Here is a 20,751-nt window from a genome sequence, read left to right as displayed (position 1 = left end):
ATCAAATTACGCGTCGTCTCACCGCCGGAATTTGCGAACCGAGTCATCGTGACGCACCTATTCGATTGCCGTCGGCGCTCGTGCCTCAACGGACCGGACCCGCCGCCAGTCGAGCCCTGCAAACAGCGCCTCGAACTGGGCATGTCCCAAGGTCATCAGGGCGTCCCGGATGTCTGGCCAGGTGAACGTGTGCTCCTCCAGCCGTTTGTAGGCCATCACCAGACCACTGCCATCCCAGTAGATCAGCTTTAACCGATCCGCTTTGCGTGACCGGAATACGAAGACCGTCCCTGTGAACGGGTCATTGTGCAGCTCGTTCTTTACCAGCGCCGCCAAGCCGTCGTGACCCTTGCGGAAATCGACGGGCTTGGTCGCCACCATGATCCGCACACGGTTCGATGGAAAGATCATGCCGGACCTGCGCATGCACGCGCGACAGCGGCGATCTGGGCGGCAGACGCACCTTCTTCCAGACGGATCGTGAGAGAGCCGACGATGATCTCGGGACGGCTGGCTTTCTTGATCGGCGGTTCCCCAACGGGTGGATCGACGATGACCGCTGCGAACTCTACCGCATCCTCGGGTGCAGGCAGAACCAGCTTGCCCTGCCGTGCCATCATCCGCCAGGTGGACAGGTCGTTCGGCTTCAGGCCATGTCGTTCCGCGACTTCATTGACCATAGCGCCGGGCCGAAGGCTCTCAGAAACGATCTGCGCCTTGACGTCGTCTGGCCAATGCCGATGCACCTCACGTCCAGACTTCCTGGTCGTGAAAACCTCCAATGTACTGTCCATGGAGAAACTCCCGTTGCTCGTCCTTGGAAAGCCGATCACAGATCACGGCGGCGAGAGCAACGTGGGAGAGGAACACCGGTTACCGCTAATCGATAGCACGCGACGACCCAGTCGCACGACCGACCGGGACGCCGGTCTGTCCGGCGATAGGCTTGTTCAAGCATCGCCGTCTCGCATCAATAGGTCAGCGTGACGACCACGGTATCGGTGTAGGTGCCGGGGTTGGGCGTGTCCTGCGGAGGCACGCGTCCATAGACGGTCAGGACTTGGGCCGCGCCGTTTCCGGTTCCCGCGACTGTGCTGCCTGGTGTGGTCGCATCCCCCCACGGCTGCGAGCGATCCACGTCCTTGTAGAGGCCGTAGGTGACGGTTTCCGGTCCTCTCGACATCTTGCGGGCCGTCGGTGCTGCGTTCGTCGTGCCGCCGTTCAAGGAGATCATATAGGTCGTTCCAGGCGTGCAGGTCGCCGTAACGGAACCAGTGGCGTCGACATCGGCGTTGAGCACCCCTCTGGTGCCAAAGTCGATATTCTGTACTGCGACGAGACAATTCGCTGCAACACTCGCATTGACGCTGAACGACGTCGTGGCCGAAGTTCCCGAGGCTGCATTGCAGTTGCTGTTGGTTGTGTAGCGATATCGGAACGGGGCGTGGGTTCCGGAAAAATTCGAGAGGTAAGTTCCAGTCGTAGCCGCTGGCTGGCTTCCCAATACCGCCCCATAGACGGTAATCGTGCCCGAGCCGGTCCCGACGGCGCTCATCGTCAGCGCAAAGGCCGGCGCACGGGCGGCATATGCCCAGCTATAGGAGCCCCAGATCACGCTCCGGGCGGAATCGGCGTAGAGCTGATAGTTCAGGGGGTTAGCTCCACTCAGCATCTGCCGGGCCGCCGCCGAGGATGCGCCCCCGCTGCCGGCGGCGAGGTTGGGACAGAGCAGGATGCGCTGCAGCGGTGTTCCGGTGCAATTGACGCTGATCGTCGCGGTCGAATTGACCCGATTGCCGGACAAGGTGTCGACAGCGCCGAAGTTCATGTTCGAGGTGCTGAAGCTGCAACTTTGCGCAAAGGACAAAGTTGGCAGCATTAAGAAAAGCAAGAGACCGACCGCGCGTAGCATCCATCGTTCCTTGGTTATAGGCATTTCACATCGTTAATCACAACCTGTTTTCCCGGGTCAGGCTTGTAGGAAAACTCGGCATGGCATCTGCTGCCGTCACTAAGCGTGACGTCGATCGAGTTCCGGTCGCCGAGGCCGCGAATATAGGTCTGGCCGTCATAGCCGATGACAAACTCGTCGTTCGCGCCCTGCAGCTTGCCGCTGAGGCCCGCCTGAAGGGGCGTTCCATTCTGGTCCTCGATCGTGACGAGCGCGGCTTGCGGTGCATCGGAAACGCCGAACTTGACGACGACGCCGCTACGGTCTGCGGGCACGACGACCTCCCTGGTCGCCGGCACGTCGGCATCGACGGGCAGGTTTTTGGGATCGAGCGACACCGTGTTCGGCTCATAGGACTTGAGGTTCGGCACAATGATCCGACCGCTGCTGTTCGTTTTGCCGACGGGCCTGTTCTGCTGCTGGACATCGACGTCCGGCGTTCCAACATCGACAATAGCAAAGGCGTCGTCGATGCGGTTGGTGGCAAAGAGGCCGCCGCCGGCAACAGCAACGGCGCCGTCCATTTGAGCCGTGGCACGGAAATCGCTGTCATACTGCTGGACGCCGCCTTCGAATCTTGCAAAGGGGGCGCGGTAACTGATCGCGGCTTCCCGGTTGGAAACTTTTCCTTCGGACGTGCGCGCCCTCCAGCCGATGCCGCCGTCTTCCTGCTGTTCGGACTTGGAAATATCGGCAACGACATTGAACCCGTCCGGCCCGCTTTCGACGCCGGTATTGGCGGAAATATTGTCGCCGAGCGGAATCGAAAGGCCGGCAAAGACTCCGAAACTGTCGTTGTCCTCGAGATCGGCAAAGGCCGAGGCGTAGAATGTCGCTCGCTTGAAGGTCTGGCTGTAGGAGACGCCGGCAATCTGGCTCTTTTCGCCGTCGGCACTTTCCAGGCGAGTATAGGAGAAGTTGAGGCTCGAGAGGTCGAGGGGTGCCGGAACACTGACAGTCACCTGATCGAGCGCGCGCGGGACGCCCGCGCTGAACACCGGCAATTCCCCCGAATTGTTGGACACCGGCTCTGCCGTGACCGACGCGATATCGTCGTAATTGTCGAAGGCGCGCTGCATGCGCGCGTAGACCGACCAGTCGCCGTTGCTCAATTCCAGAGAGGCGTTTAAAAGCGCGCCCGAGCCCGCGTCGCTCGTGCTTCCTGCCACGGCGACCGAAGCCACACCCCAAGGGCCCACCGGAAAGGCGGCGCCGACACCGCCGTTGAGCACATCCTCGCCGCCCTCGAAATGGCTCTCCACGGTCAGCCAGTCGGTCAGCCCATAGCGTGCCGTGGCAACCCCCATGACGCGGTCGTCGTAATCGTCCGATTCAATTCCGAAGTTGCGGCGCGGAACGCCGGCCTCCACGGAGAAGTCGAGCAAGCCTTCCCGCAGAAGCAGGTTCGAGGAATAGAATGGCAGCGTTTGTGTCGTTTCGCGGCCGAGGCTGTCGCGCAGGATGACGCGGGCCTCCCCCGAGCCCGCGAAAGCGGGGAGGTTGGTAACCTGAAACGGTCCGGCCGGAACGTCGCCAGAGTAGGTCCGGACGTTCTGGCTGTAGATCTCGAGTGTCGAGGGAACCGCCGCCGTTCCCTCGAATGCTGGAAGCGGTTCGGTCACCAGATCGGAACGCAATGCAAAATTGCGCTGCGCCTGAATACCGCCGAAATAGACAGGCCTGGTCCAGGACAGTCCGCCGGTCGTGAAGTCGCCCATCCGATACGTCATCAGGCTCTTCGGATCGGAATAGCTCCAGGTCGTGTTGAGACGGGTGATGCCGTCAAGTTCCCCGTCCGAATAGCCGGCCAGGAACGACTGGCTCAGCGTACCATAGGGGCTGAAGAGCCGTGCATCGAACGATCCCGATACTCCTTGAAACATGTTCACGTCGTCTTCGAACAAGGTATTTGAGCTGGCAAACAGCGAGTAGTTGAGCACACCACCGTAGCCAGCCTGCGCGTCCGGGACCTCGCTCTTTTGCTTTTGCGCGACGTCGATCACACGTGCCACGCGGCCGTCATTCGTCGTGGTCACGTAAAGCCGTTGGCCCTCCTCGTCCACCCGGTACGACAGATCGCTCAGATCGTTCAACTCGACCAGTTCATCGTCGGATGCGCCTGTCGGCGGTTTGATCCCCACCTGGCGAAGTTCGTCGGCCGTCGCAGCAAGCGACCCGTCCGGCTGCTGCCGGAAGGTGCCGATCATCTTCATCGACGCGTCGTTGATGAACACTTCAAGCAGGACGTCGCGCACGTCGGCAGGCGTCTCACCGATTTCGGTCGCCGCCGGCTCGTTTGGAACTTCTTGCGCGTTCAGCGCCGAGACAGAAAGAATGGTGCCCGCAACGACGATCCCGACGCTAGCGCTTCTTAACTGAGATGTTGGCATCGAACGGTCCCAGATCGCTCTGGCCCTGCAACGTCACGCTCCCGCTGGAGAGGGATTTTGCACTGGCGACCGGCCACTGCATTGTCGCACCGCCAAGAACGTAGCCGACCAGGCCGCTGCGGCCGCCCACCTTCGTGGCCCCCTGCTTGAGGGTCACGTTCGAGAGACGGAAGCGACTGTCGCCGTTGTTCGTGCCGGTCAGGAACAGGCTGCCGCCGCGTCGGCTGAGATTCCACGTGATATCGGGAGCTTTGGCGTCGGGGTTCCGGAAAAAGACGGGAACCGAGTGACGCATGATCAGGGTCACGGTACCGGCTTTTTCCCGCGAAGGATCCGGCAGCTCGTCGACGATGACGCGATAGGTCTCTTCCTTGCGGACAGGTGCCTTGCTGGTCCGAACCACCCGAACCACGTATTCGGCGTGTGGACCCATCTTCGTGGCTGGCGGGCTGGCGACCACGTCCGTGGTCGGTTCGAGCTGCTCGGCGCCGTCCGTCTGGCTCCATTTAAAGACGCGGACCTGGACATTGATCGGATGATCACCGTCGTTTGTCAGGTTGAGCACGGCGGCGCTGTCGGGCGCGACGAGGTCGAGATTGGTCGGAGCCACCCTCAGCGAGGCGGCGTTTGCAATAGGCGCAGTCAAAGACAAGAGCGCAGTCACGGCAATGCATGAGAGCATCCGTCGCATGGCGAGCCTCCGGGGGCTGAAGAGTTCAGTAGGTAACGGTAATCGCTACCGTATCGGTATAGACACCGGCGGCCGGTGTGACTTGCGGAGGGACCCGGCCGTAGACGGTCAGATTTTGCACGTCACCGTTCCCCGTACCCGCCACCGTATCAGTCCCAATGGTGACGCCCCACAGTTGGGTTCGCGCCGTATCGCGGTAGAGCGTGTAATCAAGAGTCGCCGCGGCGGGTCCGGTCATCCTGCGGACGGCTGTGGTTGCGTCGGCGCCCGCACCGGCGCTTAGGCCCACATTATAGGTCTGCCCGGACGTGCATTGAACGCCAATAGTGCTCGTCTGGTCGATGTTGGCGTCGATAACGCCCGCGGTGCCGAAATCGAGATCACTGGCGGTTTGGATCCTGCATTCGGCCTGGATTGTGATGCGGACGGTCATATTGCCCGTTGCGGTTGCAGCAAGGGCGGGTCCCATGGGTATGAGTAGTGCGAGGCCGGCCGGTGCGGCGCCGCGTAACGCTTTCAGCATCCGTGTTTCCTTTCTTCAAGTACACAACGAAATTGCCCCCAAACCCCATAAAATCAAGCATATAAGACCGATTTTGGCAAATAGGGTGATATCGTGGCGAAGGAGCGGCTGAAATTGGGAGGCACTATCTATGCGTGTATAAATATATCTCCCATGTTAGAAATATATCGTGGGCAGCGAGTGCGTGGGAACCGAACAGTTACTTCAAATCCGGGACAATTTTCGCAGTTGCGAGAAGGACGTCTGGATGCAGATACACTGCCGTTGTTCTTGGCTTTTTTCCAATGAGGTTCCAGGTTCAGTGGTTGCGCAGGTTTTTAGCCGCGGCACGACGCCGCCAGAGGAAATTCTACCTTTGTAACAGCTATTCGTTCCCCGCCGATTGAGCGGAAAGTCCGAGGCGTTCTTGCCTGGAATCGATGATGTTTGACAATGACGTCAGGAATATTTGGAAGGACGCCCTCCGATCGCTGGATTGCTTGTCTCCCGTTGTTCCGGCAAACACAATCTCTGTGTACGGAAGGATTTTGCTTGGCGCTCATGGCGGCGCGTTCCCATCGCGCGATCGGCACCGATGACAGCGTCACCTTGGCGAATCTTGAGTCGAGGCATTCACAGGGTTACCCGGTCCGCGCCATTGAGGTTCTATCTGCGGCCGTGAAACTCACCTTCGTCCAGGCGAATTCGCTCGATAAGGTCGGCGACCGGCAAGAGATCGGGTGCTTCCGCAAGAGCGTGTGCCATGGCAGCGTTCTTCGGATCGCGGCAGCCAAAATTGAAGCTGAGGCGATCGGTACCCTTTCCATTTTGCCAGGTGACGGACACGGATGGATGATCCGTAGCCATCCGCTTGCAGCGGGGATGACCGACGGTGATCTCCTCGGTGCCGACCGGACGATAGGGCGCAAGGGCTGCCTGAAAGGCCGCCCATGCCTTCGGAGTGACGACAAAGCGGTGCTTGCCGAGCGCAGTGGTGAATCGCCGCCCTTCGAACAGGCCCGCCCCCGCGGCGTCCACCTGCAAACGGTAAACAGGGCATGTCCCAAGACATGGGCCGCGTTCGACAATGATGCTACTGACTAGGGCTTGCGCTGCCGCGGGCGTCATGACAACAGCGGCCGCCGTTGCCGCAGCGAACGTAATTGCTACAATCTTCATCATGGGAACTCCATAAGATCAGCCTTGATGGACTCGCGTGCCGAAAAGCGCGGCGCGGTGTAGCAGATCCAGACTTCGATCTTCTTTACAAAATAGCAAGCGATGGATGATGCAAGAAATCCCCGATGGCTTCGGCAGGCATCGGGGCGCCCAAGAGGTTTCCCTGTAGCCGGTCGCATTTCCGTCTGCCTAGCCAGCTCGCCTGGCCGACAGTCTCGACGCCTTCGGCAGTGACCCGCATCCCCAATCCATGAGCAAGCCCGATGATGAAGCGCACGATCGTCTGGCTGTTCCGGTTCGTCTCGACATCGTTGATGAAGTGCTTGTCGATCTTGATCGTATCGAACGGAAAGTTCTGTAAGTAGCTCAGGGACGAATATCGGGTACCGAAGTCGTCGAGCGCGATCCGGATGCCCAGGACCTCGAGTGTGTTGAGCGTGTCAAGATTGTTGGTCACGCGCTCAAGCAAGACGGTTTCCGTTATCTCGAGTTCCAACCGATCGGCGGCGAGTCCGACCTCGTCAAGGATTCCCGCTACGCGATCGGTGAAACCACCGAGTAGGAACTGGGCCGGGGAAAGATTGACCGCAACAATGAAGTGCGGCGGCCACGTTGTCGCCTGGCGGCAGGCGTTTTCCAGCACCCACTCGCCGATTTCTCCCATCAGGCCGTCAGCTTCGGCCATGGGAATGAAAAGGTTCGGCGGAATGACTCCAGCATAGGGATGACGCCACCGCAGCAAAGCTTCGAAGCCGACGATCCCTTCCGGCAGCTCGATGAGCGGCTGGTATTCAATGAAGAACTGCCCTTCCTGGAGCGCGACACGCAAGCTGCGCCTCAGCATCTCGCGCTGCTCCAGCATGATGAGCATCGAGCGGTTGAATGTCCGCGCACGGCCGCGTCCATCGTTCTTCGCAGCGTAGAGAGCGATGTCGGCGGCCTTCATCAATTGCTCGCCGTCGTTTCCGTCATTTGCCGCAACGGCGATTCCGACGCTTGCACCTACAAAGACATCGATCCCGTCGATGGTGAACGGTTCTTTGAACGCATGGACCAGCGATTCGGCCAGCCGCTCGGCTTCAGCAGGCTGATCGTCATGGCATTGGATGACGGCAAATTCATCGCCGGCGAGCCTGTAGGCGGTCTCCCCATTGCGGAGTACTGTTTGAATTCGTTCGGCCGTCATCTTCAGTACGATATCGCCGGCGCCGTGCCCAAGGGTGTCGTTGACCGGCTTGAAGTCGTCGAGATCGATCTGCATGAGTGCAAGCTTCTGCCCGCCAGGCAACGGAAGATTTGTCGCAAGATCGCTGCTGAACTGGCGGCGGTTGGGCAATCCCGTCAAAGCGTCGTGTCTGGCCTGATAGAGAAGCAGAGCCCGATCTGTATCTGCAATCGACGCTTGCGAAAGCGCGACCTGATTTCGCGTCTCGATGACGCCGAGTCCGCGCTCTGTGCTGAAAAGGAGAAGATTGCGGTCCTCATCGGACGCGCCAGGTTCAATCGCAATATTGCGCGGGAGGCCGCCGGCAAGCACGGCTTCGACAAACGGCTTGCGATCGGAAACCAGCAGCTCTGGATAGACCTGCCAAAGGGTCGCATCTCCCGCGCCTACGATTCTGTAGGCCTGGGCAACCTTTGCAGAGCATTTTACGAGTCTTAGGCTATTCCCATAATAGGAAACAAATTCACTAGCTTGACCTTGCATAGACGCAGCCAGATTAGAATCTCTCATTCCCGCATCAGTCATGTTGAGACATTGCTAACATGCTGCCGCAGATTTTTGCAATCAAATCTCGTTGTGGTTACCAAAAGAACAACTAGCGAGCGTTGATTGAGAAGAAGGTAACAAATTCTACCCTTCGGCATGTTGAAAAATCCTAAATAAGCAAGCTCTATTGGAATGGGCTTTGCAGTTCGGGCTCGAGTCGGTCGACCACCGCCGGCGAGCGGTGTCCGCGAAGCCTGAAGCATTGGTAGGCGTCTCAGGGACGGTTGTCGGGAGGATCACGTGGCTGCTCAGGAGAGGTACCTCTATGACTGTGAATCGGACAGGGCAGTTTTCTATGAGGCCGGCGACTATCTGTTTCCTCTCTCTTCGTCGGCCGCCACGTATTGGAGAGACGGCGACTACGTCTTCTGCATGAGGACCGAGACGATCGCCTTCTGGATCTTCGGCAAGCAACTGTATCGGCATATCGGGCAGGGCGAACTCACTCGGGAGCCGATCTACTACTACGGAGATTAGGCTTTTGAATCTACGCATCGTGCTTCCGAAAATCGATTCCGATTTTGGCCGATGCGCTAGGCATCTTTCGGCAGCACTGAGCGAACCCTTGCGATGAAGACATGGAAGTCCTGCATGAAAGTGCGAAGGAAATCGGCGGTGGTGTCGTTGGTGACCTCACCGTCATCGGTAATCAGCCCCGGTGTGAACTGGATATAGGCTTCCGGGGCATTCATCTGGGGAGAGTTGCAGAAACTGAGCACACTGCGCAAATTCTGCTGGGCGACTGCTGTGCCTATCGCGCCCGGCGACGTGCCGATCACCGCTGATGGCTTACGTGTGAACGAATTGGTGCCGTAGGGGCGGCTCGCCCAGTCGATTGCGTTTTTCAGCCCGCCGGGTATGGATCGATTGTATTCGGGCGTGACGAACAGCACGGCGTCGACGGCCGCGATTGCTGCCTTGAATGCCTTGCCAGCCGGAGGGTAGTCGGCGTCATAATCGTAGCTGTAGAGCGGCAGGTCCTTGAAGGATATCTCCGACATTTCAAGTTCCGGCGGGGCAAACCGCACCAATGCCTTGGCGAGCTTTCGGTTGATCGATCCTTTGGCAAGGCTGCCAATGAGATAGCCTACTTTATGCGTGGTCATGGCATTCTCCAATATCTGGCATGATAAGGACGTATTATACGCAAGAACATAGAAGGGGTCTCTTGTCCTTTGATCGCAAGTCACTAATCGCCGAGGAACGTGACCGTCTCGTCGAGCGGGGCGCGGCCTGTACGGGCGTAACTTACCGTCGGATCCTCGTACCCGATCGACATGCCGCAGAAGAGGATGAGCCCGTCCGGCGGCGACAGGGCCTCCGCGACCGTCTCGCGAACCTGCGACCACGCCATCTGCGGGCAACTGTGCAGACCTTCCGCGCGGAGCAGCAGCATGACGGTCTGCAGATACATGCCGACGTCGGCCCATTGGGGTAGGCCCAGGTCACGGTCGATGTAGCAGAACAGGGCGGCGGGCGCGCCGAAACAGTTCCAGTTGGCGATTGCTGCCCGCTGGCGCGCCTCCCAGTCCTCGCGCGCTATGCCGAGCGCGCTGTAGCGCTCCTTGCCGAAGGCGGATCGGCGCTCCCCGTAGGGGGACTTCAGCACGGCCGGATACATCTCGTACTGCCGCTTGTCCCAGGGGTCGCCATGAGCCACGCGCTCGACGGCGGATGTCTTCAGCTCTGCCAGCGGTGCGCCGGTCATCACGTAGATGTTCCACGGCTGGATGTTCGATCCTGACGGCGACCAAGCTGCGGCGCACAGCACACGCTCAAGCACCTCCCTCTTCACAGGCTCGTCCTTGAATCCGCGCACCGCCCGTCGGCTTGTGACTGCCTCATATACGTCCATGATCGGCTCCATGCTGCCGGCCGTCGGTTCCGGTCTGCCGGGGTATGAGGTATTGTTCATATTCATGGTCGGCCCCTCCTGACTGTTCCGTTCCTGATGTGATCCATTATCTCCGTTCGCAATGGAGGCGTAATCACACCGTGGTCTAGGAGGCGTACATCAAACGTATATCAGGGATCGATGCGTTTGAGGGGCATGTGAGCGAAGCATCGCGGGACTCCCGCGCCACTGCATCCCGGCCTGGAATTACGCCCCTGGACGGCCTCAGCTTGGCGCTTACGGATTAGGCTTCTCGAGCGAGGAGCGGACGGCATTTTGCGAACAATCTGAGCAGATATATGCTTTCCGCAAGAGGTCGATCGGCACCGGGTCGCGGATGCAGACCTCAGAAGCGCTGCTTCCCGCTGCCCTCGAACGGGACAAGATTTCCGCCGCATCGCCACTCGGTACGATCGATCGGCGACGAACTTCCATGCCGCCGTCTGCCTCACAGCTACCGTCAGCTACTGGTTATGAGTGCGACCCCGCCGATCATTCACAATGCCTTCCTCATCCGCAACAGTGGCACGCCCGCTCCGCCTCTATTGTCGACGACTTCTTCAACCGCCTCAAAGCCGCAGGCCCGATAGAGCGGTTCGCCGGCCATCGTTGCCATGAGCTCGACACTTGTAAAGCCCTCGCCGCGGGCGGCGTCCTCGCATAGCGTGAGGATTAGACGACCCACGCCTCGGCGGATGAAGCTGGGATGTGTATACATGGCACGCACGCGCGCAGCGTCTTTCGTCGGATCAAGCAGCGCTGCATCGCGCCCGGGTGAACGGTCGCCGCCGTAGAGGGTTGCGCGCCGACTCCATCCGCCGCAACCGGCCAAGACGCCACTTTGCTCCACAATGAAATACGTTCCATCATCAATGAGTTGCGTATCGAGCCCCATGATTGCTCGGCTCGAAGCGATCTGCTCCTCTGTGAGGAATGGCTTCTGAAGCTCACCGATGGCGGCGTTCATCAGCACAGCCAGCGCCGGCATATCGGCACGTGTCGCCAACCGATGGTATAGGCTGATCCTCGACATTCTTCGGCAGTTCCAGTGCAAACCGCTTTGAGGTTAGCACGAGATCGTCACCATGGTGGGAAAAATCCTAGGGCATGGCCGGGGTCGAAGCCGCCGCCTGATGCCCAAGGGAGAAGGCGACGGCCTGGCTCCGGTGTTCGACTGCGACAACGACAATAAGCTGAAGTGGCCGGCCGCACCGGAGTGGCCGGCCACACCGGGAAACGGGCGGCGACCGTGGTTGGGGAGGGGCGTCAGGGCGCCCCTCGCTCCGTTCCCGGCCGCTCGATGCGGGTCTGGAACGGTTGTGGCATGCGTTGACTAACGAACGATCCCGAGCCGTTCACCGAGGCTTGGCGGCGTCGGCTTGCCGGATTCCTTGATCATCGCGACCATCATTTCCCGGGACAGCCCGCGCACCTCGAAGCCAGCCGCCCGGGCAGACCTTGGAAGCGCTGCTTTCGCGCGGCCCTCTACCGGCACTAGCACTAGCCGAACAGGCTGAGGAGAGCTTGCGGCGCACCGTTGGCGATCGACAAGGACTGGAGTGCGAGCTGCTGTTGGGTCTGAAGGGCGCCCAGCCTGGTAGCCTCCTCTTCCATGTCCGAGTCGACCAGTCGCCCTACGCCGGAGCTGATCGCGTCGATCAGCGTCTCCGTGTAGTCCGCCTGGATGTCGATCCGCTTCTTCAGTGCGCCAAGCGCGGCGGTTCCGCTCGTGACGCGCGCGAGCATTATGTCGACGCTGTTCAGATACGAGCCCACGGCACCGGGATATTTGTCGATGTCGATGTCCAGCACACCCATTTCCGGGATAGGCTCGACGTTGACGGACATGTCGGTAAATCCGATGCGGGTTTTTCCGCCGTTCAGTCGGTCGTCGAGTGGATCGGACCGGATAAGGATGCTCGAACCGTTCGCCTCGATGATCGTGTTCGGACGGGTGATGAGCGCCTTCAAGATCGTGACCATGTCGTCAGCCGTATTGACCCATCCGTCCGTCGTTCCAAGAATCGAATTGACCGTGTTTCGGTCGATCGTATGTGTTTCGGTGGGTTCACCGTTGACGCCGAAAGTGAAATCGATCGCGACGTCCTTAAACACCTTGAATGGTTCGAAGGTCAGAGGGATGAGCGATCCGAGGATCCCGTAGCTATTGGCGTCGCCGAGACTTCCGAGATTGATGGTCGAGGAGAAGTTCGAGATCTGAACCTGTGACCCGTCGAGACCAGAGTTCTCCATCGTCGTGATCTCATAGTGAGCAGGATCGGGGTAGGGCGGGGCACCCAGTGGGTGGATCATCGGACGGGATGCGGTAACCAGAGTGTCTATTCCTTTTGCCTGAAAGGCAGCATTCAGCACCGCGACCATTTCCGTCGCATTGTCGATCGCCCCGCCCGCGATCGAATTGACAAGAGCATAGTCGATCGTAATGCCAGTCGTCGTGACGCCGGGATTGAGCGGGCCGGCCAAACCTTGCGACGGGTCGTCGCCGTCGATCGTGATGTCGAAGGTTATCGCGTCGGTGTTTGAAAATACTATTGGCGTGGGAACATCGTCGTCGCCAACCACCGTGTAAGGGATGTATTGCAGGAGGGTCGCAGGCATGCCCGGGACGGGGTAGTTGGGCTGATAGTCATTTCCGATGTCCGGGGTCAGCCAATTCTCGTACGGCCGGATGCCACCAATCGTCCCTGGACTGCGTGGATCGCCCTGGAGGATCCCGTCTCCCTCGCTGTTGAACAGCGACGCGTTGATCAGATCGAACATCGTCGTGCCAACCGAAACTGCGCCGTCGGCGCTGCGCACGAATGATGACGTCAACTTTGCCGACCGGTCCTTGGGGAGGGCTTCGTAGAGATCGTGGATATCGGTGGACAGCCAGTTCACTCCATTGAAGGAAGCCGCCGCCGCAATGCTGAGCGTCTGTTGCGCGAGCTGTGATATCTCATCCTGTATCTTCGACTTGTCGACGCTGTCATCCTTTGCCGTGACGAGCTTGGCCCGCATCTCGCTGAGGACGTCTTTGACCTGTGCCATTGCCTCATATGACATGTCGACGACACTCGCGCTGATATCGAGTGCATTTCGCACCGCCGAAACTGCCGCCCTGTCCGAACGCATGGTGGTCGCGATCGACCAGTAAGCAGCGTTGTCCGAGGCCGTTCCAACCCTTAAGCCGGAGGAGACTCGTCCCTCGGTATTCTGCAAACTCGAGTTGATGAGTCGCAGTGTCTGAAGCGCGGCAATCGATGCGACATTTGTCGTGACGGAAGACATCGACGATCCTGAAAACGAAACCGGAGGCTGAAGTAGGAATGGAATCGACGCTTCATGCACCTTATGGATGATGAAATTGCGTGGACATGGTTAATAAAGTCTAACCAGTTGTCGCCAAGAAATGGCTGGCGCGAGGATCCGACCGCGGCTTCGAAATGGCTCCTTGATCGACGTTCGACCGTCCACCTTGAAGCCGTGTGTTTGCTGACCCTGTTCGTGCCGGGATTGCCTGGCGATATTGAGGCATTGTTTGCCGCATGTGGGGCAGAAATCACGGAAGGGCAGGGGTCGCGGGTGCGGGTCTCTCTCAACGGCGTGCGCGCAGTATGTCATCGGCCGCACCCGCAAAAGGAAATCGACAAAGGAGCGGTGAAATCCGTCCGGCGCTTCCTGCTCGAAGCGGAGATACAACCATGACCACAATGCAACTATAAGGGCTACGAAGCTGTTGTTGAGTTTGACGAAGATGCCGAAATCTTCCACTGCGAAGTCATCGACATGCGCGATGTCATCACCTTTCAAGGCAGCTCGGCTATGGAGTTGACGAAAGCTCTTGCGGATTCCGTAGAGGATTATCTGGCGTGCTGCAAAGAACGCGGCGAGGAACCCGAGAAGCCATTTTCCGGCCAATTCGTCGTCCGGACCGAACCGAGCGTGCACAAGGCTTTGTCGAGCGCCGCACGGCGCGAAGGCGTGAGCCTCAACAAGTGGTAACGCGGGCGCTGGAACAAGCCCTATCGCGAAGGGTAGCATATGAGGTGATGCTGCGTTTTGCCCGCATCATAGGGCCGGCAAAATATGGGCTATTCGCATCGGATGGATTCGCCGCAACCGTCTTCATGAGGCGACTGGCGCATTGGCCGCGGCGATCGCAATTGTTTGCGCCACTGTCTCGCGTCAAGCCGCATCAGCTTTGCAGCCGCGGCGGCTGCGCCGAATACCTGCCATGTCCCATGCCCGTGTAGTGTCCTTCCGGGGGCGCATCCGTCGTTGAAGTGCACGTGAGTTTGCTTGATTTTACCGGTGTCAACACATTCACTCCTTTCGGCACCTTACCTTTCTCAATCTCCTTATTCATCTGATTGGGGCTTTTGCGCCTCCGGCCACACAAGGCACCGCTATGCTCGGCATGGGCCTTTGCAATGTTAGGCCCTCGCGGTGACCTTTACGTTCCCGTAGCATTTCTTCCTGCATAGTAGGGCAAGCAAAACGATTGATGGAGCGGTTTCAGCTCTTTCGTCGGAGATCATTCGTACCGAAGCGCTCTCAGATTTTGTTAGCTTCGACGAACAGTCTCGATGACCGCATAGACCCAAGTTCCTGATGAGACGAGATATTATCCCCCCTTTGAGGACGAGTTAGTGGCGACAAATTCCGATAACTTCGATTTAGTGAGCTGGAAACTCTGCCTGCCGATCGACGAGGACGGTGCAACTGTTGGTACGGCTTTGGAGGTTCTAGATCTCACGGGTTTCGAACATTCGTCCTATTTTTATACAGCCGACGATGGGGCGATGGTGTTTCGCGCGATCACTGACGGCGCCTTGACCAAGGGTACAACCTGCGCGAGGTCGGAGCTGCGCGAGATGGATGGTCACTCGTTAGCCTCCTGGAGCGTAGATGAAGGAGGCACTATGACCGCGACCTTGAAGGTCGATGAGGCGCCGCAAACGACGGATGGTGCGGATGGGCGTATCGTCGTCGGCCAGATTCATGGTTCGGAAGAGGAACTGGTCAGGCTCTATTGGGACAATGGAGAGGTCTATTTCAAGAGCGACAAGGGCGGAGACGGCAACGATTCTTTGAAATTCGAGCTCACCAATGCGGACGGCGACACGCCGCAAGTTTCCCTTGGGGAGCAGTTCTCCTACAAGATTGACGTCCAGGGCGATACGCTGACGGTCATCGTCTATGCCGACGGGTACACTTACAAGTCGGTCACAGCGGTCAGTTCTGTCTGGGACGGAGACCAGTTCTACTTCAAGGCGGGTGCCTATCTGGGAAATAATGAGACGAACAGTACCGGCGCTGGCCAGGTATCATTTTATGGGTTTGATTTTTCTCACGAAACAGGAGACGGGTTGGGCGGCCTGGTGAGCACCGTGACAGCCGATGACGGCACGAGCGACTACTCGGCAGATTCAACCGGTACGATCGGCAATGATGTGCTTACAGGCGGTGAGCTTGCTGACGTCATCTACAGCTATGGTGGCGATGACGTAGTTCGCGCCGGCGCCGGCGACGACAGGATTGTGGGTGGCTCTGGCGCTGACAAGCTCCAGGGACAGGACGGCGCCGATGTGGTTTCCGCCGGGGCGGGCGATGATATCGTCTACGGCGGTGCCGGTAACGACACAATCGATGGCGGTGCCGGTAACGACACACTCAAGGGCGAAGCCGGCGCGAATACGATCACCGGCGGCGACGGGGACGATATCGTCTACGGTGGGGCAGGTATCGATGACCTGAGCGGTGACGCCGGTGCCGACACGATCGTTGCAGGTGAGGGCGACGACATCCTCAGTGGCGGCGGGGATAACGATCGGCTCTATGGCGGTGAAGGCGCCGACCGGCTTTATGGCCAAGACGGTGACGACATGCTCGTGGGCCAGGGCGGCGCTGACAGGTTGGTCGGGGGGAGTTGGCAATGATACGCTCTATGGCTATAGCGATAATGATAAGCTATACGGCGACGCAGGATCGGACAAGCTGGTGGGCGGCGACGGCGACGACACGCTCTACGGAGGGGCCGGCGACGACCGACTTTATGCCGATGAAGGCGCTGACAATCTCTACGGCGGGACAGGCGCCGACACCTTCGTCTTCACTTGGCTCGATCCGTCGACGTTAACCTCCATCGGTCGCGACGACATCTACCAGTTTTCTCAGGCTGAAGGCGATATAATCAATCTCAGCGTGATCGATGCGAACACCGCCGTCAATGGCGGTCAAGCCTTCGATTTCATCGGGACTGGAGCATTCTCAGAGAAAGTCGGCGAGTTGCGCTACGTCAATACAGGGTCCGAGACCTATATCTACGGCGATATCAATGGGGATGGGACTGCGGACTTTTCGATCCACGTCGATGGCGTCGTTCAGCTTCAAAGCAGTGACTTTATCTTCTGACGGACAATAGGTGGTCGCACTGTCCGCACGAACATACGGTCTAAATTAGGGGCAAGCCCAAAAAAGAGGTCACATATTGATTTAACCGGCGAGGACATAGCTACAGCCATTGAGCGTCTTTCTATTTTGGCCACGCGCTTGTATTTCCCCCACTCGCAAGTCACGGCTTTGTATTCGTAAATTGGATATTACTATTTTATAATATAAGAAGTTGTAGGATCTTTCAATTCGTGTCACAATTGAAGAATGGGCATCCACACTTCGCCTTAATGGGCTTTTGGGGGAAAATCAGCTTAGGAAAAGGATGGGAGGATCCTGTGAACTTTCAGCAAAGAGCAATTTTGAAGGCGGCGCTTGTAGATATTGAAAATCTCGCAGCGCCAAGACATATCGATGAGGTGAGTGCGGCACTTGGTATGGACATGGTTCAATTCGCCAAGCTCGGCGCCGACGGCATGAAACAGGCCATCTACAGCGCGCTACTGCTAGGCAGCAATGCCGCGACAAGCACTTCCATTATAGATCAGAAAAGATGGCGCGAAGCAGCACAGATCAAACTGCCGGCTTCGCCAACGCGCAACTGATGTCAGGTTCCCGACCGTTTGCAACGCTTTCGGACTGTCTCATAGGAGCGGAAGTGCGTCGAGCTTCAACGCAGCAGAGTAGCTGGTTTCCGAGGAGATTATCGATTGGCGCTGACCGGCGACACGCTCGAATTCCGTGGGATCCAGTAGGGCCTCGCGCGTCATCGCGGTGAGACGTTTGAACCTATCGAGGCACTTTGACTGAAGCGGCTCGCCGTCGTCGGAGGCGAGCTTGATGATGGCAGCGAGTGGGCGCAACGCATAGACATGGTAGTCAAGGGCTTTCTCGCCGCGGGCCAGCTCCGCCGGCAGGAAACCGCGATCATCTACCTGGCAAGCGCCGATCTCGAAACTCGTTTTGCCCCATGTCTTGAATTCAGCATTATCGAGAAGAAAACCGACGGCAGCGACCGACAGGCCCGCCCAATAACGGTGATTATTCGTCTTCGCCTTCGGGCCGAGGCGAAACGCATAAGCGTCCATGGTATCGCCGGCAATTGTGCTGAACCATGTCGAGTAAAGAGCCTTACGCTTACTGGAGAGCTCCACACGTTTGCTGGCCGACCGAACCGCAAGAGCGATTTCGGCCACCCAACGGTCGCGGCTCAGATAGGCGTCAACAGTGCGCATGTCGGTCAGCGCCTTCGCAGACGCCCACCGATCAACATTATGCAGCACGCATTCTGCCCGCGCCTGGGTCACTAGCGAACTGTTCGATCCGGCATAGGCAATGTTGGTCAGCAGGCGAATAGAGTTGCGGATTGGCTGCACGGTCCTATCGCGCGCTTGCAAGGCGTCGTCGTCGATCGAGGATTTTGAACTGTCGTCAGCCTTGTATTTCGATTGTGTCTGCAGCGTTGCGGGTGGCGCAGGGATGCTGACGCAAAGAGGAACTTGCTCTGGTTCCGCACCGGCTGTCCCGAAGCCGTTGCCGGTGGAAAGGGACGAAATACTGCCCGTTTGGATCGTATAGTCCTTGTCGATAGTGCTAGCCGCTGTCGCTTTTGCGCTGTCAACTGACGTGGCGGCATCCTGTTGGTCAGAAGTGCCGAAAACGCGGCCACGCAAATCTGAGAATAGAGCCGTTAGTCTCTTTGAAGTGCTTGGCGATTGGATCGTGACCGTTTCGGGCACAGTTGCCGCTTCCTGAGCGCCGCAGATGTTTGGGGAGAATATGTTGAGTGCAATAATAGTCCCGATTTGGAATGCTTTTATTCTCATATTTATCTCCCGTCGTTGGGAAGACAATAAGAAATACAAAGCAATATTCCGTCTTTTTGACGTATAAAATTTTAAACAATCGATTTTTTATTTTGTATACTGGTAGTTAACTCTGATGACGGTAATTTATGGAATGGATTAAGTGAAAATTAATTACGGGACGCTTCTGCATATTTAGGTGGACTATGTCTCATTCTTTGAGAGCGCTCATCGTCAATACGAGCGACGATGTTCGGCTGTCCGGCTGCGAAGCGTTGGCTGTCAAAGCTGACTGTTCTTACGGATTGGCACCATGCTTTCGGCGACCTCTGTCGTGGGGCAGACAAGCGGCATTGCGACGAAGATCTACTTAGCATTGCGCCCCGTTGCGAGCTCTTGCGCAGAGCGTGCGTCGGCTGTTGATTCGTTTTTCAGTTGGCGCAGATGCCCGAGCGTTGCGCAGTTGCCTCAGTTGAAAAAAACCAACCGAAATCAAGTTTTGGTTAATGCTGCGGCGCACAAAAAGTAAGCGCCCTGTGCGCATCTTTTAATCATATTCTAATATGTTGATATTGTTAACAAAATCTTAGTCAGCATGTCACTCCTATGTATTACTACACGTAATATTGGCTCGAAACGAGTCTGCACAATTTTGATGCAAATATTACCGGCCTGGCATGTTGATAACTGAGATTCGTTATGTTGACGTCATAAACAGATGCTGTATTGCGAAATTGAGAGGGGTGCTCTTCGCAGACGCAACATATAGATTTATTTGAATTTAATGTGGCGGCAAGAAAAGCGGCATTTCTATTCTTTTTTGAACAAACATTGCGGGAAAGGTGCAGCTTATGGGCAAGAAAAATTGGCGCGTAAGTATTTTTGGTGCGGGCTATGTTGGAGCTGTATCAGCCGGTTGTCTTGCAAAAGACGGCTTCAAAGTAGTCGCGGTCGATCCAGACCAATACAAAGTCAAGTGCATCTCCGAAGGTCGCTCCCCAATCTACGAGCCGGGTCTGCCTGACCTGATCGAAACGGCCGCCGAGAACGGCCTCTTGACTGCAACCAGCGACTATATCGCCGCGATCAACGAGACCGACATCTCGTTCTGCTGCCCGGGTACGCCGAGCCGTGAAGACGGTTCGCTGGACACGAGCTATGTTAAGCTGGTCTGCGAGCAGATCGGTGTTGCATTGCGCAGCAAGAGCGATTTCCACATGGTCGTTATGCGCTCGACGATCCTTCCAGGCACTGTTGAGGACGTGGTCATCCCGGCCCTTGAAGGCGCCTCCGGAAAGACGGTCGGAGTGGACTTCGGTCTGGCATACTACCCGGAATTTTTGCGCGAAGGTACGGCAATCGCCGACTACTACAGCCCAGGTGCGATCGTCTTTGGCCAGTACGAAGGCGATGAGAAAACCATTCAGGCCCTACACGACCTCTGCGCCTCGGTCGAAGTAAAGCCGCATGTCATCCCGATCCGCAGCGCCGAAATCGTCAAGTACACCAACAACTGCTGGCATGCGGTAAAGATTTCCTTCGCCAACGAAATCGGCAATCTCTGCAAATCCGTCGGCATCGACAGCCACGTCGTGATGGATGTTGTCTGCGCCGACACGCGACTCAATATTTCCCGCGCCTATATGAAGCCCGGCTTCGCCTATGGCGGCTCCTGCCTTCCGAAGGATCTTCGGGCGCTGCGCCATTTCGGCAAGATGCAGAACGTGTCGACGCCGGTTCTCGACGCCACTGTCGAGGCGAACCAATACCAGCTCGAGCGCGCCTTCCGCCTCGTCAACCGCTCCGGCGCCAAGAAAATCGGCCTTCTCGGCCTGACCTTCAAGTCGGACACGGACGACCTGCGTGAGAGCCCGCTTGTGCTTCTGGCCGAACGCTTGATGGGTAAGGGTTACGAGCTGTCGATCTATGACTCCAACGTCTCGGTCAACGATCATGGCGGCCGGAACTACATCTCGCACCTGGCAAGCTTCATGCGTTCGTCGCCCGACGAAGTCGTGTCGGAGAGCGAGGCCATCGTGGTCGGCATCAACGGCCAAGGCACTAAGGATGCGCTGAAGAAAGCGCGGGAAGGCGTCAAGGTCATCGACCTCGTCCGTATTCCCGTCGATATGCCGTCCGGCGTGCATTACGAAGGTCTCGTCTGGTAAACGG

At 57.9% G+C, this 20,751-nt stretch carries 20 protein-coding genes and 1 pseudogene; 8 read left to right on the top strand and 13 right to left on the bottom strand.

Translation table 11 applies throughout. The features are described 5' to 3' along the window. Positions 1-57: 57 nt before the first annotated feature. From tnpB to ACZ9BX_RS33215, 8 genes are all read right to left on the bottom strand, one after another. Entirely contained in the window at positions 58-411 is a 354-nt protein-coding gene (gene tnpB, locus ACZ9BX_RS33250) for an IS66 family insertion sequence element accessory protein TnpB (RefSeq protein ID WP_476222588.1), read from the bottom strand. Continuing rightward, positions 408-794 carry an IS66-like element accessory protein TnpA gene (tnpA, locus tag ACZ9BX_RS33245; RefSeq protein ID WP_476222587.1) on the bottom strand — a complete coding sequence of 129 codons (387 nt, stop codon included), beginning with the start codon at positions 792-794 and terminating at the stop codon, positions 408-410. Before tnpA ends, tnpB begins: the two co-directional genes overlap by 4 nt. Before the next feature lie 176 nt (positions 795-970). After that, a complete protein-coding gene (locus ACZ9BX_RS33240) occupies positions 971-1,912 on the bottom strand; it encodes a Csu type fimbrial protein (RefSeq protein ID WP_476222586.1) in 942 nt (313 codons plus the stop codon). A gap of 14 nt (positions 1,913-1,926) precedes the next feature. After that, the gene (locus ACZ9BX_RS33235; protein ID WP_476222584.1) at positions 1,927-4,341 is read right to left on the bottom strand and encodes a fimbria/pilus outer membrane usher protein; all 2,415 of its coding nucleotides are present in this window, start codon (positions 4,339-4,341) and stop codon (positions 1,927-1,929) included. Next, positions 4,313-5,032: a fimbrial biogenesis chaperone gene (locus ACZ9BX_RS33230; RefSeq protein ID WP_476222583.1), complete on the bottom strand. Its 720-nt coding sequence runs from the start codon at positions 5,030-5,032 to the stop codon at positions 4,313-4,315. Before ACZ9BX_RS33230 ends, ACZ9BX_RS33235 begins: the two co-directional genes overlap by 29 nt. A 25-nt stretch (positions 5,033-5,057) precedes the next feature. Continuing rightward, a complete protein-coding gene (locus ACZ9BX_RS33225) occupies positions 5,058-5,555 on the bottom strand; it encodes a Csu type fimbrial protein (protein ID WP_476222582.1) in 498 nt (165 codons plus the stop codon). Positions 5,556-6,200: 645 nt separating this feature from the next. Next, the gene (locus ACZ9BX_RS33220) at positions 6,201-6,716 is read right to left on the bottom strand and encodes a DUF6438 domain-containing protein (RefSeq protein WP_476222580.1); all 516 of its coding nucleotides are present in this window, start codon (positions 6,714-6,716) and stop codon (positions 6,201-6,203) included. An 82-nt stretch (positions 6,717-6,798) separates the two neighbouring features. Next, positions 6,799-8,421 carry a putative bifunctional diguanylate cyclase/phosphodiesterase gene (locus ACZ9BX_RS33215; protein WP_476222579.1) on the bottom strand — a complete coding sequence of 541 codons (1,623 nt, stop codon included), beginning with the start codon at positions 8,419-8,421 and terminating at the stop codon, positions 6,799-6,801. Between the two features lie 303 nt (positions 8,422-8,724). Here ACZ9BX_RS33215 and ACZ9BX_RS33210 point away from each other — a divergent pair, with 303 nt between their 5' ends. Next, entirely contained in the window at positions 8,725-8,961 is a 237-nt protein-coding gene (locus tag ACZ9BX_RS33210; RefSeq protein WP_476222577.1) for a hypothetical protein, read from the top strand. Between the two features lie 56 nt (positions 8,962-9,017). Here the strand turns inward: ACZ9BX_RS33210 and ACZ9BX_RS33205 are convergent, their stop codons facing one another. Together ACZ9BX_RS33205 and ACZ9BX_RS33200 are read right to left on the bottom strand one after the other, a co-directional pair. After that, positions 9,018-9,590 carry an NADPH-dependent FMN reductase gene (locus ACZ9BX_RS33205; RefSeq protein ID WP_027509821.1) on the bottom strand — a complete coding sequence of 191 codons (573 nt, stop codon included), beginning with the start codon at positions 9,588-9,590 and terminating at the stop codon, positions 9,018-9,020. A gap of 83 nt (positions 9,591-9,673) precedes the next feature. After that, positions 9,674-10,339, bottom strand: coding sequence for a nitroreductase (locus ACZ9BX_RS33200; protein ID WP_476223110.1), 666 nt, complete (start codon positions 10,337-10,339; stop codon positions 9,674-9,676). Between the two features lie 420 nt (positions 10,340-10,759). Between ACZ9BX_RS33200 and ACZ9BX_RS33195 the strand changes: the two are divergent. Next, positions 10,760-10,855: pseudogene (locus ACZ9BX_RS33195) on the top strand (IS5/IS1182 family transposase); the annotation flags it as partial. A gap of 19 nt (positions 10,856-10,874) precedes the next feature. Here ACZ9BX_RS33195 and ACZ9BX_RS33190 read toward each other — a convergent pair. After that, positions 10,875-11,345, bottom strand: a complete 471-nt coding sequence (locus tag ACZ9BX_RS33190; protein WP_476222575.1) for a GNAT family N-acetyltransferase — start codon at positions 11,343-11,345, stop codon at positions 10,875-10,877. Positions 11,346-11,878: 533 nt separating this feature from the next. Next, entirely contained in the window at positions 11,879-13,669 is a 1,791-nt protein-coding gene (locus tag ACZ9BX_RS33185) for a flagellin N-terminal helical domain-containing protein (RefSeq protein ID WP_476222573.1), read from the bottom strand. 54 nt (positions 13,670-13,723) lie between these two features. Between ACZ9BX_RS33185 and ACZ9BX_RS33180 the strand changes: the two genes are divergently transcribed. From ACZ9BX_RS33180 to ACZ9BX_RS33160, 5 genes are all read left to right on the top strand, one after another. Further along, entirely contained in the window at positions 13,724-14,086 is a 363-nt protein-coding gene (locus ACZ9BX_RS33180) for a type II toxin-antitoxin system HicA family toxin (RefSeq protein ID WP_476222572.1), read from the top strand. Between the two features lie 81 nt (positions 14,087-14,167). Then, positions 14,168-14,383 carry a type II toxin-antitoxin system HicB family antitoxin gene (locus ACZ9BX_RS33175; protein WP_476222571.1) on the top strand — a complete coding sequence of 72 codons (216 nt, stop codon included), beginning with the start codon at positions 14,168-14,170 and terminating at the stop codon, positions 14,381-14,383. A 647-nt stretch (positions 14,384-15,030) separates the two neighbouring features. Further along, positions 15,031-16,320 (top strand): polysaccharide lyase family 7 protein, encoded by a 1,290-nt coding sequence (locus ACZ9BX_RS33170; RefSeq protein WP_476222569.1) that lies wholly within the window; start codon positions 15,031-15,033, stop codon positions 16,318-16,320. Then, positions 16,247-16,795, top strand: a complete 549-nt coding sequence (locus ACZ9BX_RS33165) for a M10 family metallopeptidase C-terminal domain-containing protein (protein WP_476222567.1) — start codon at positions 16,247-16,249, stop codon at positions 16,793-16,795. The genes ACZ9BX_RS33170 and ACZ9BX_RS33165 overlap by 74 nt, the downstream gene beginning before the upstream one ends. Before the next feature lie 230 nt (positions 16,796-17,025). Beyond that, entirely contained in the window at positions 17,026-17,379 is a 354-nt protein-coding gene (locus tag ACZ9BX_RS33160; RefSeq protein ID WP_143534108.1) for a hypothetical protein, read from the top strand. Positions 17,380-17,418: 39 nt separating this feature from the next. Here the strand turns inward: ACZ9BX_RS33160 and ACZ9BX_RS33155 are convergent, their stop codons facing one another. Beyond that, on the bottom strand, positions 17,419-18,639 hold the full coding sequence (locus ACZ9BX_RS33155; RefSeq protein WP_476222565.1) for an alginate lyase family protein: 1,221 nt from the start codon (positions 18,637-18,639) through the stop codon (positions 17,419-17,421). 791 nt (positions 18,640-19,430) lie between these two features. Between ACZ9BX_RS33155 and ACZ9BX_RS33150 the strand changes: the two genes are divergently transcribed. Further along, a complete protein-coding gene (locus tag ACZ9BX_RS33150; RefSeq protein ID WP_476222563.1) occupies positions 19,431-20,747 on the top strand; it encodes a nucleotide sugar dehydrogenase in 1,317 nt (438 codons plus the stop codon). Positions 20,748-20,751: the final 4 nt, after the last annotated feature.

Source organism: Rhizobium sp. USDA 3886 (genome assembly GCF_056279785.1).
This window is presented reverse-complemented; position numbering and strand designations above follow the sequence as displayed.

Bases quoted from the DNA above. Each gene is read 5' to 3' on its own strand.
- tnpB (WP_476222588.1), bottom strand. From the start codon at position 411: ATGATCTTTCCATCGAACCGTGTGCGGATCATGGTGGCGACCAAGCCC.
- tnpA (WP_476222587.1), bottom strand. From the start codon at position 794: ATGGACAGTACATTGGAGGTTTTCACGACCAGGAAGTCTGGACGTGAG.
- ACZ9BX_RS33240 (WP_476222586.1), bottom strand. From the start codon at position 1,912: ATGCTACGCGCGGTCGGTCTCTTGCTTTTCTTAATGCTGCCAACTTTG.
- ACZ9BX_RS33235 (WP_476222584.1), bottom strand. From the start codon at position 4,341: ATGCCAACATCTCAGTTAAGAAGCGCTAGCGTCGGGATCGTCGTTGCG.
- ACZ9BX_RS33230 (WP_476222583.1), bottom strand. From the start codon at position 5,032: ATGCGACGGATGCTCTCATGCATTGCCGTGACTGCGCTCTTGTCTTTG.
- ACZ9BX_RS33225 (WP_476222582.1), bottom strand. From the start codon at position 5,555: ATGCTGAAAGCGTTACGCGGCGCCGCACCGGCCGGCCTCGCACTACTC.
- ACZ9BX_RS33220 (WP_476222580.1), bottom strand. From the start codon at position 6,716: ATGATGAAGATTGTAGCAATTACGTTCGCTGCGGCAACGGCGGCCGCT.
- ACZ9BX_RS33215 (WP_476222579.1), bottom strand. From the start codon at position 8,421: ATGCAAGGTCAAGCTAGTGAATTTGTTTCCTATTATGGGAATAGCCTA.
- ACZ9BX_RS33205 (WP_027509821.1), bottom strand. From the start codon at position 9,590: ATGACCACGCATAAAGTAGGCTATCTCATTGGCAGCCTTGCCAAAGGA.
- ACZ9BX_RS33200 (WP_476223110.1), bottom strand. From the start codon at position 10,339: ATGGACGTATATGAGGCAGTCACAAGCCGACGGGCGGTGCGCGGATTC.
- ACZ9BX_RS33190 (WP_476222575.1), bottom strand. From the start codon at position 11,345: ATGAACGCCGCCATCGGTGAGCTTCAGAAGCCATTCCTCACAGAGGAG.
- ACZ9BX_RS33185 (WP_476222573.1), bottom strand. From the start codon at position 13,669: ATGTCTTCCGTCACGACAAATGTCGCATCGATTGCCGCGCTTCAGACA.
- ACZ9BX_RS33180 (WP_476222572.1), top strand. From the start codon at position 13,724: ATGCACCTTATGGATGATGAAATTGCGTGGACATGGTTAATAAAGTCT.
- ACZ9BX_RS33175 (WP_476222571.1), top strand. From the start codon at position 14,168: ATGCGCGATGTCATCACCTTTCAAGGCAGCTCGGCTATGGAGTTGACG.
- ACZ9BX_RS33165 (WP_476222567.1), top strand. From the start codon at position 16,247: ATGGCCAAGACGGTGACGACATGCTCGTGGGCCAGGGCGGCGCTGACA.
- ACZ9BX_RS33150 (WP_476222563.1), top strand. From the start codon at position 19,431: ATGGGCAAGAAAAATTGGCGCGTAAGTATTTTTGGTGCGGGCTATGTT.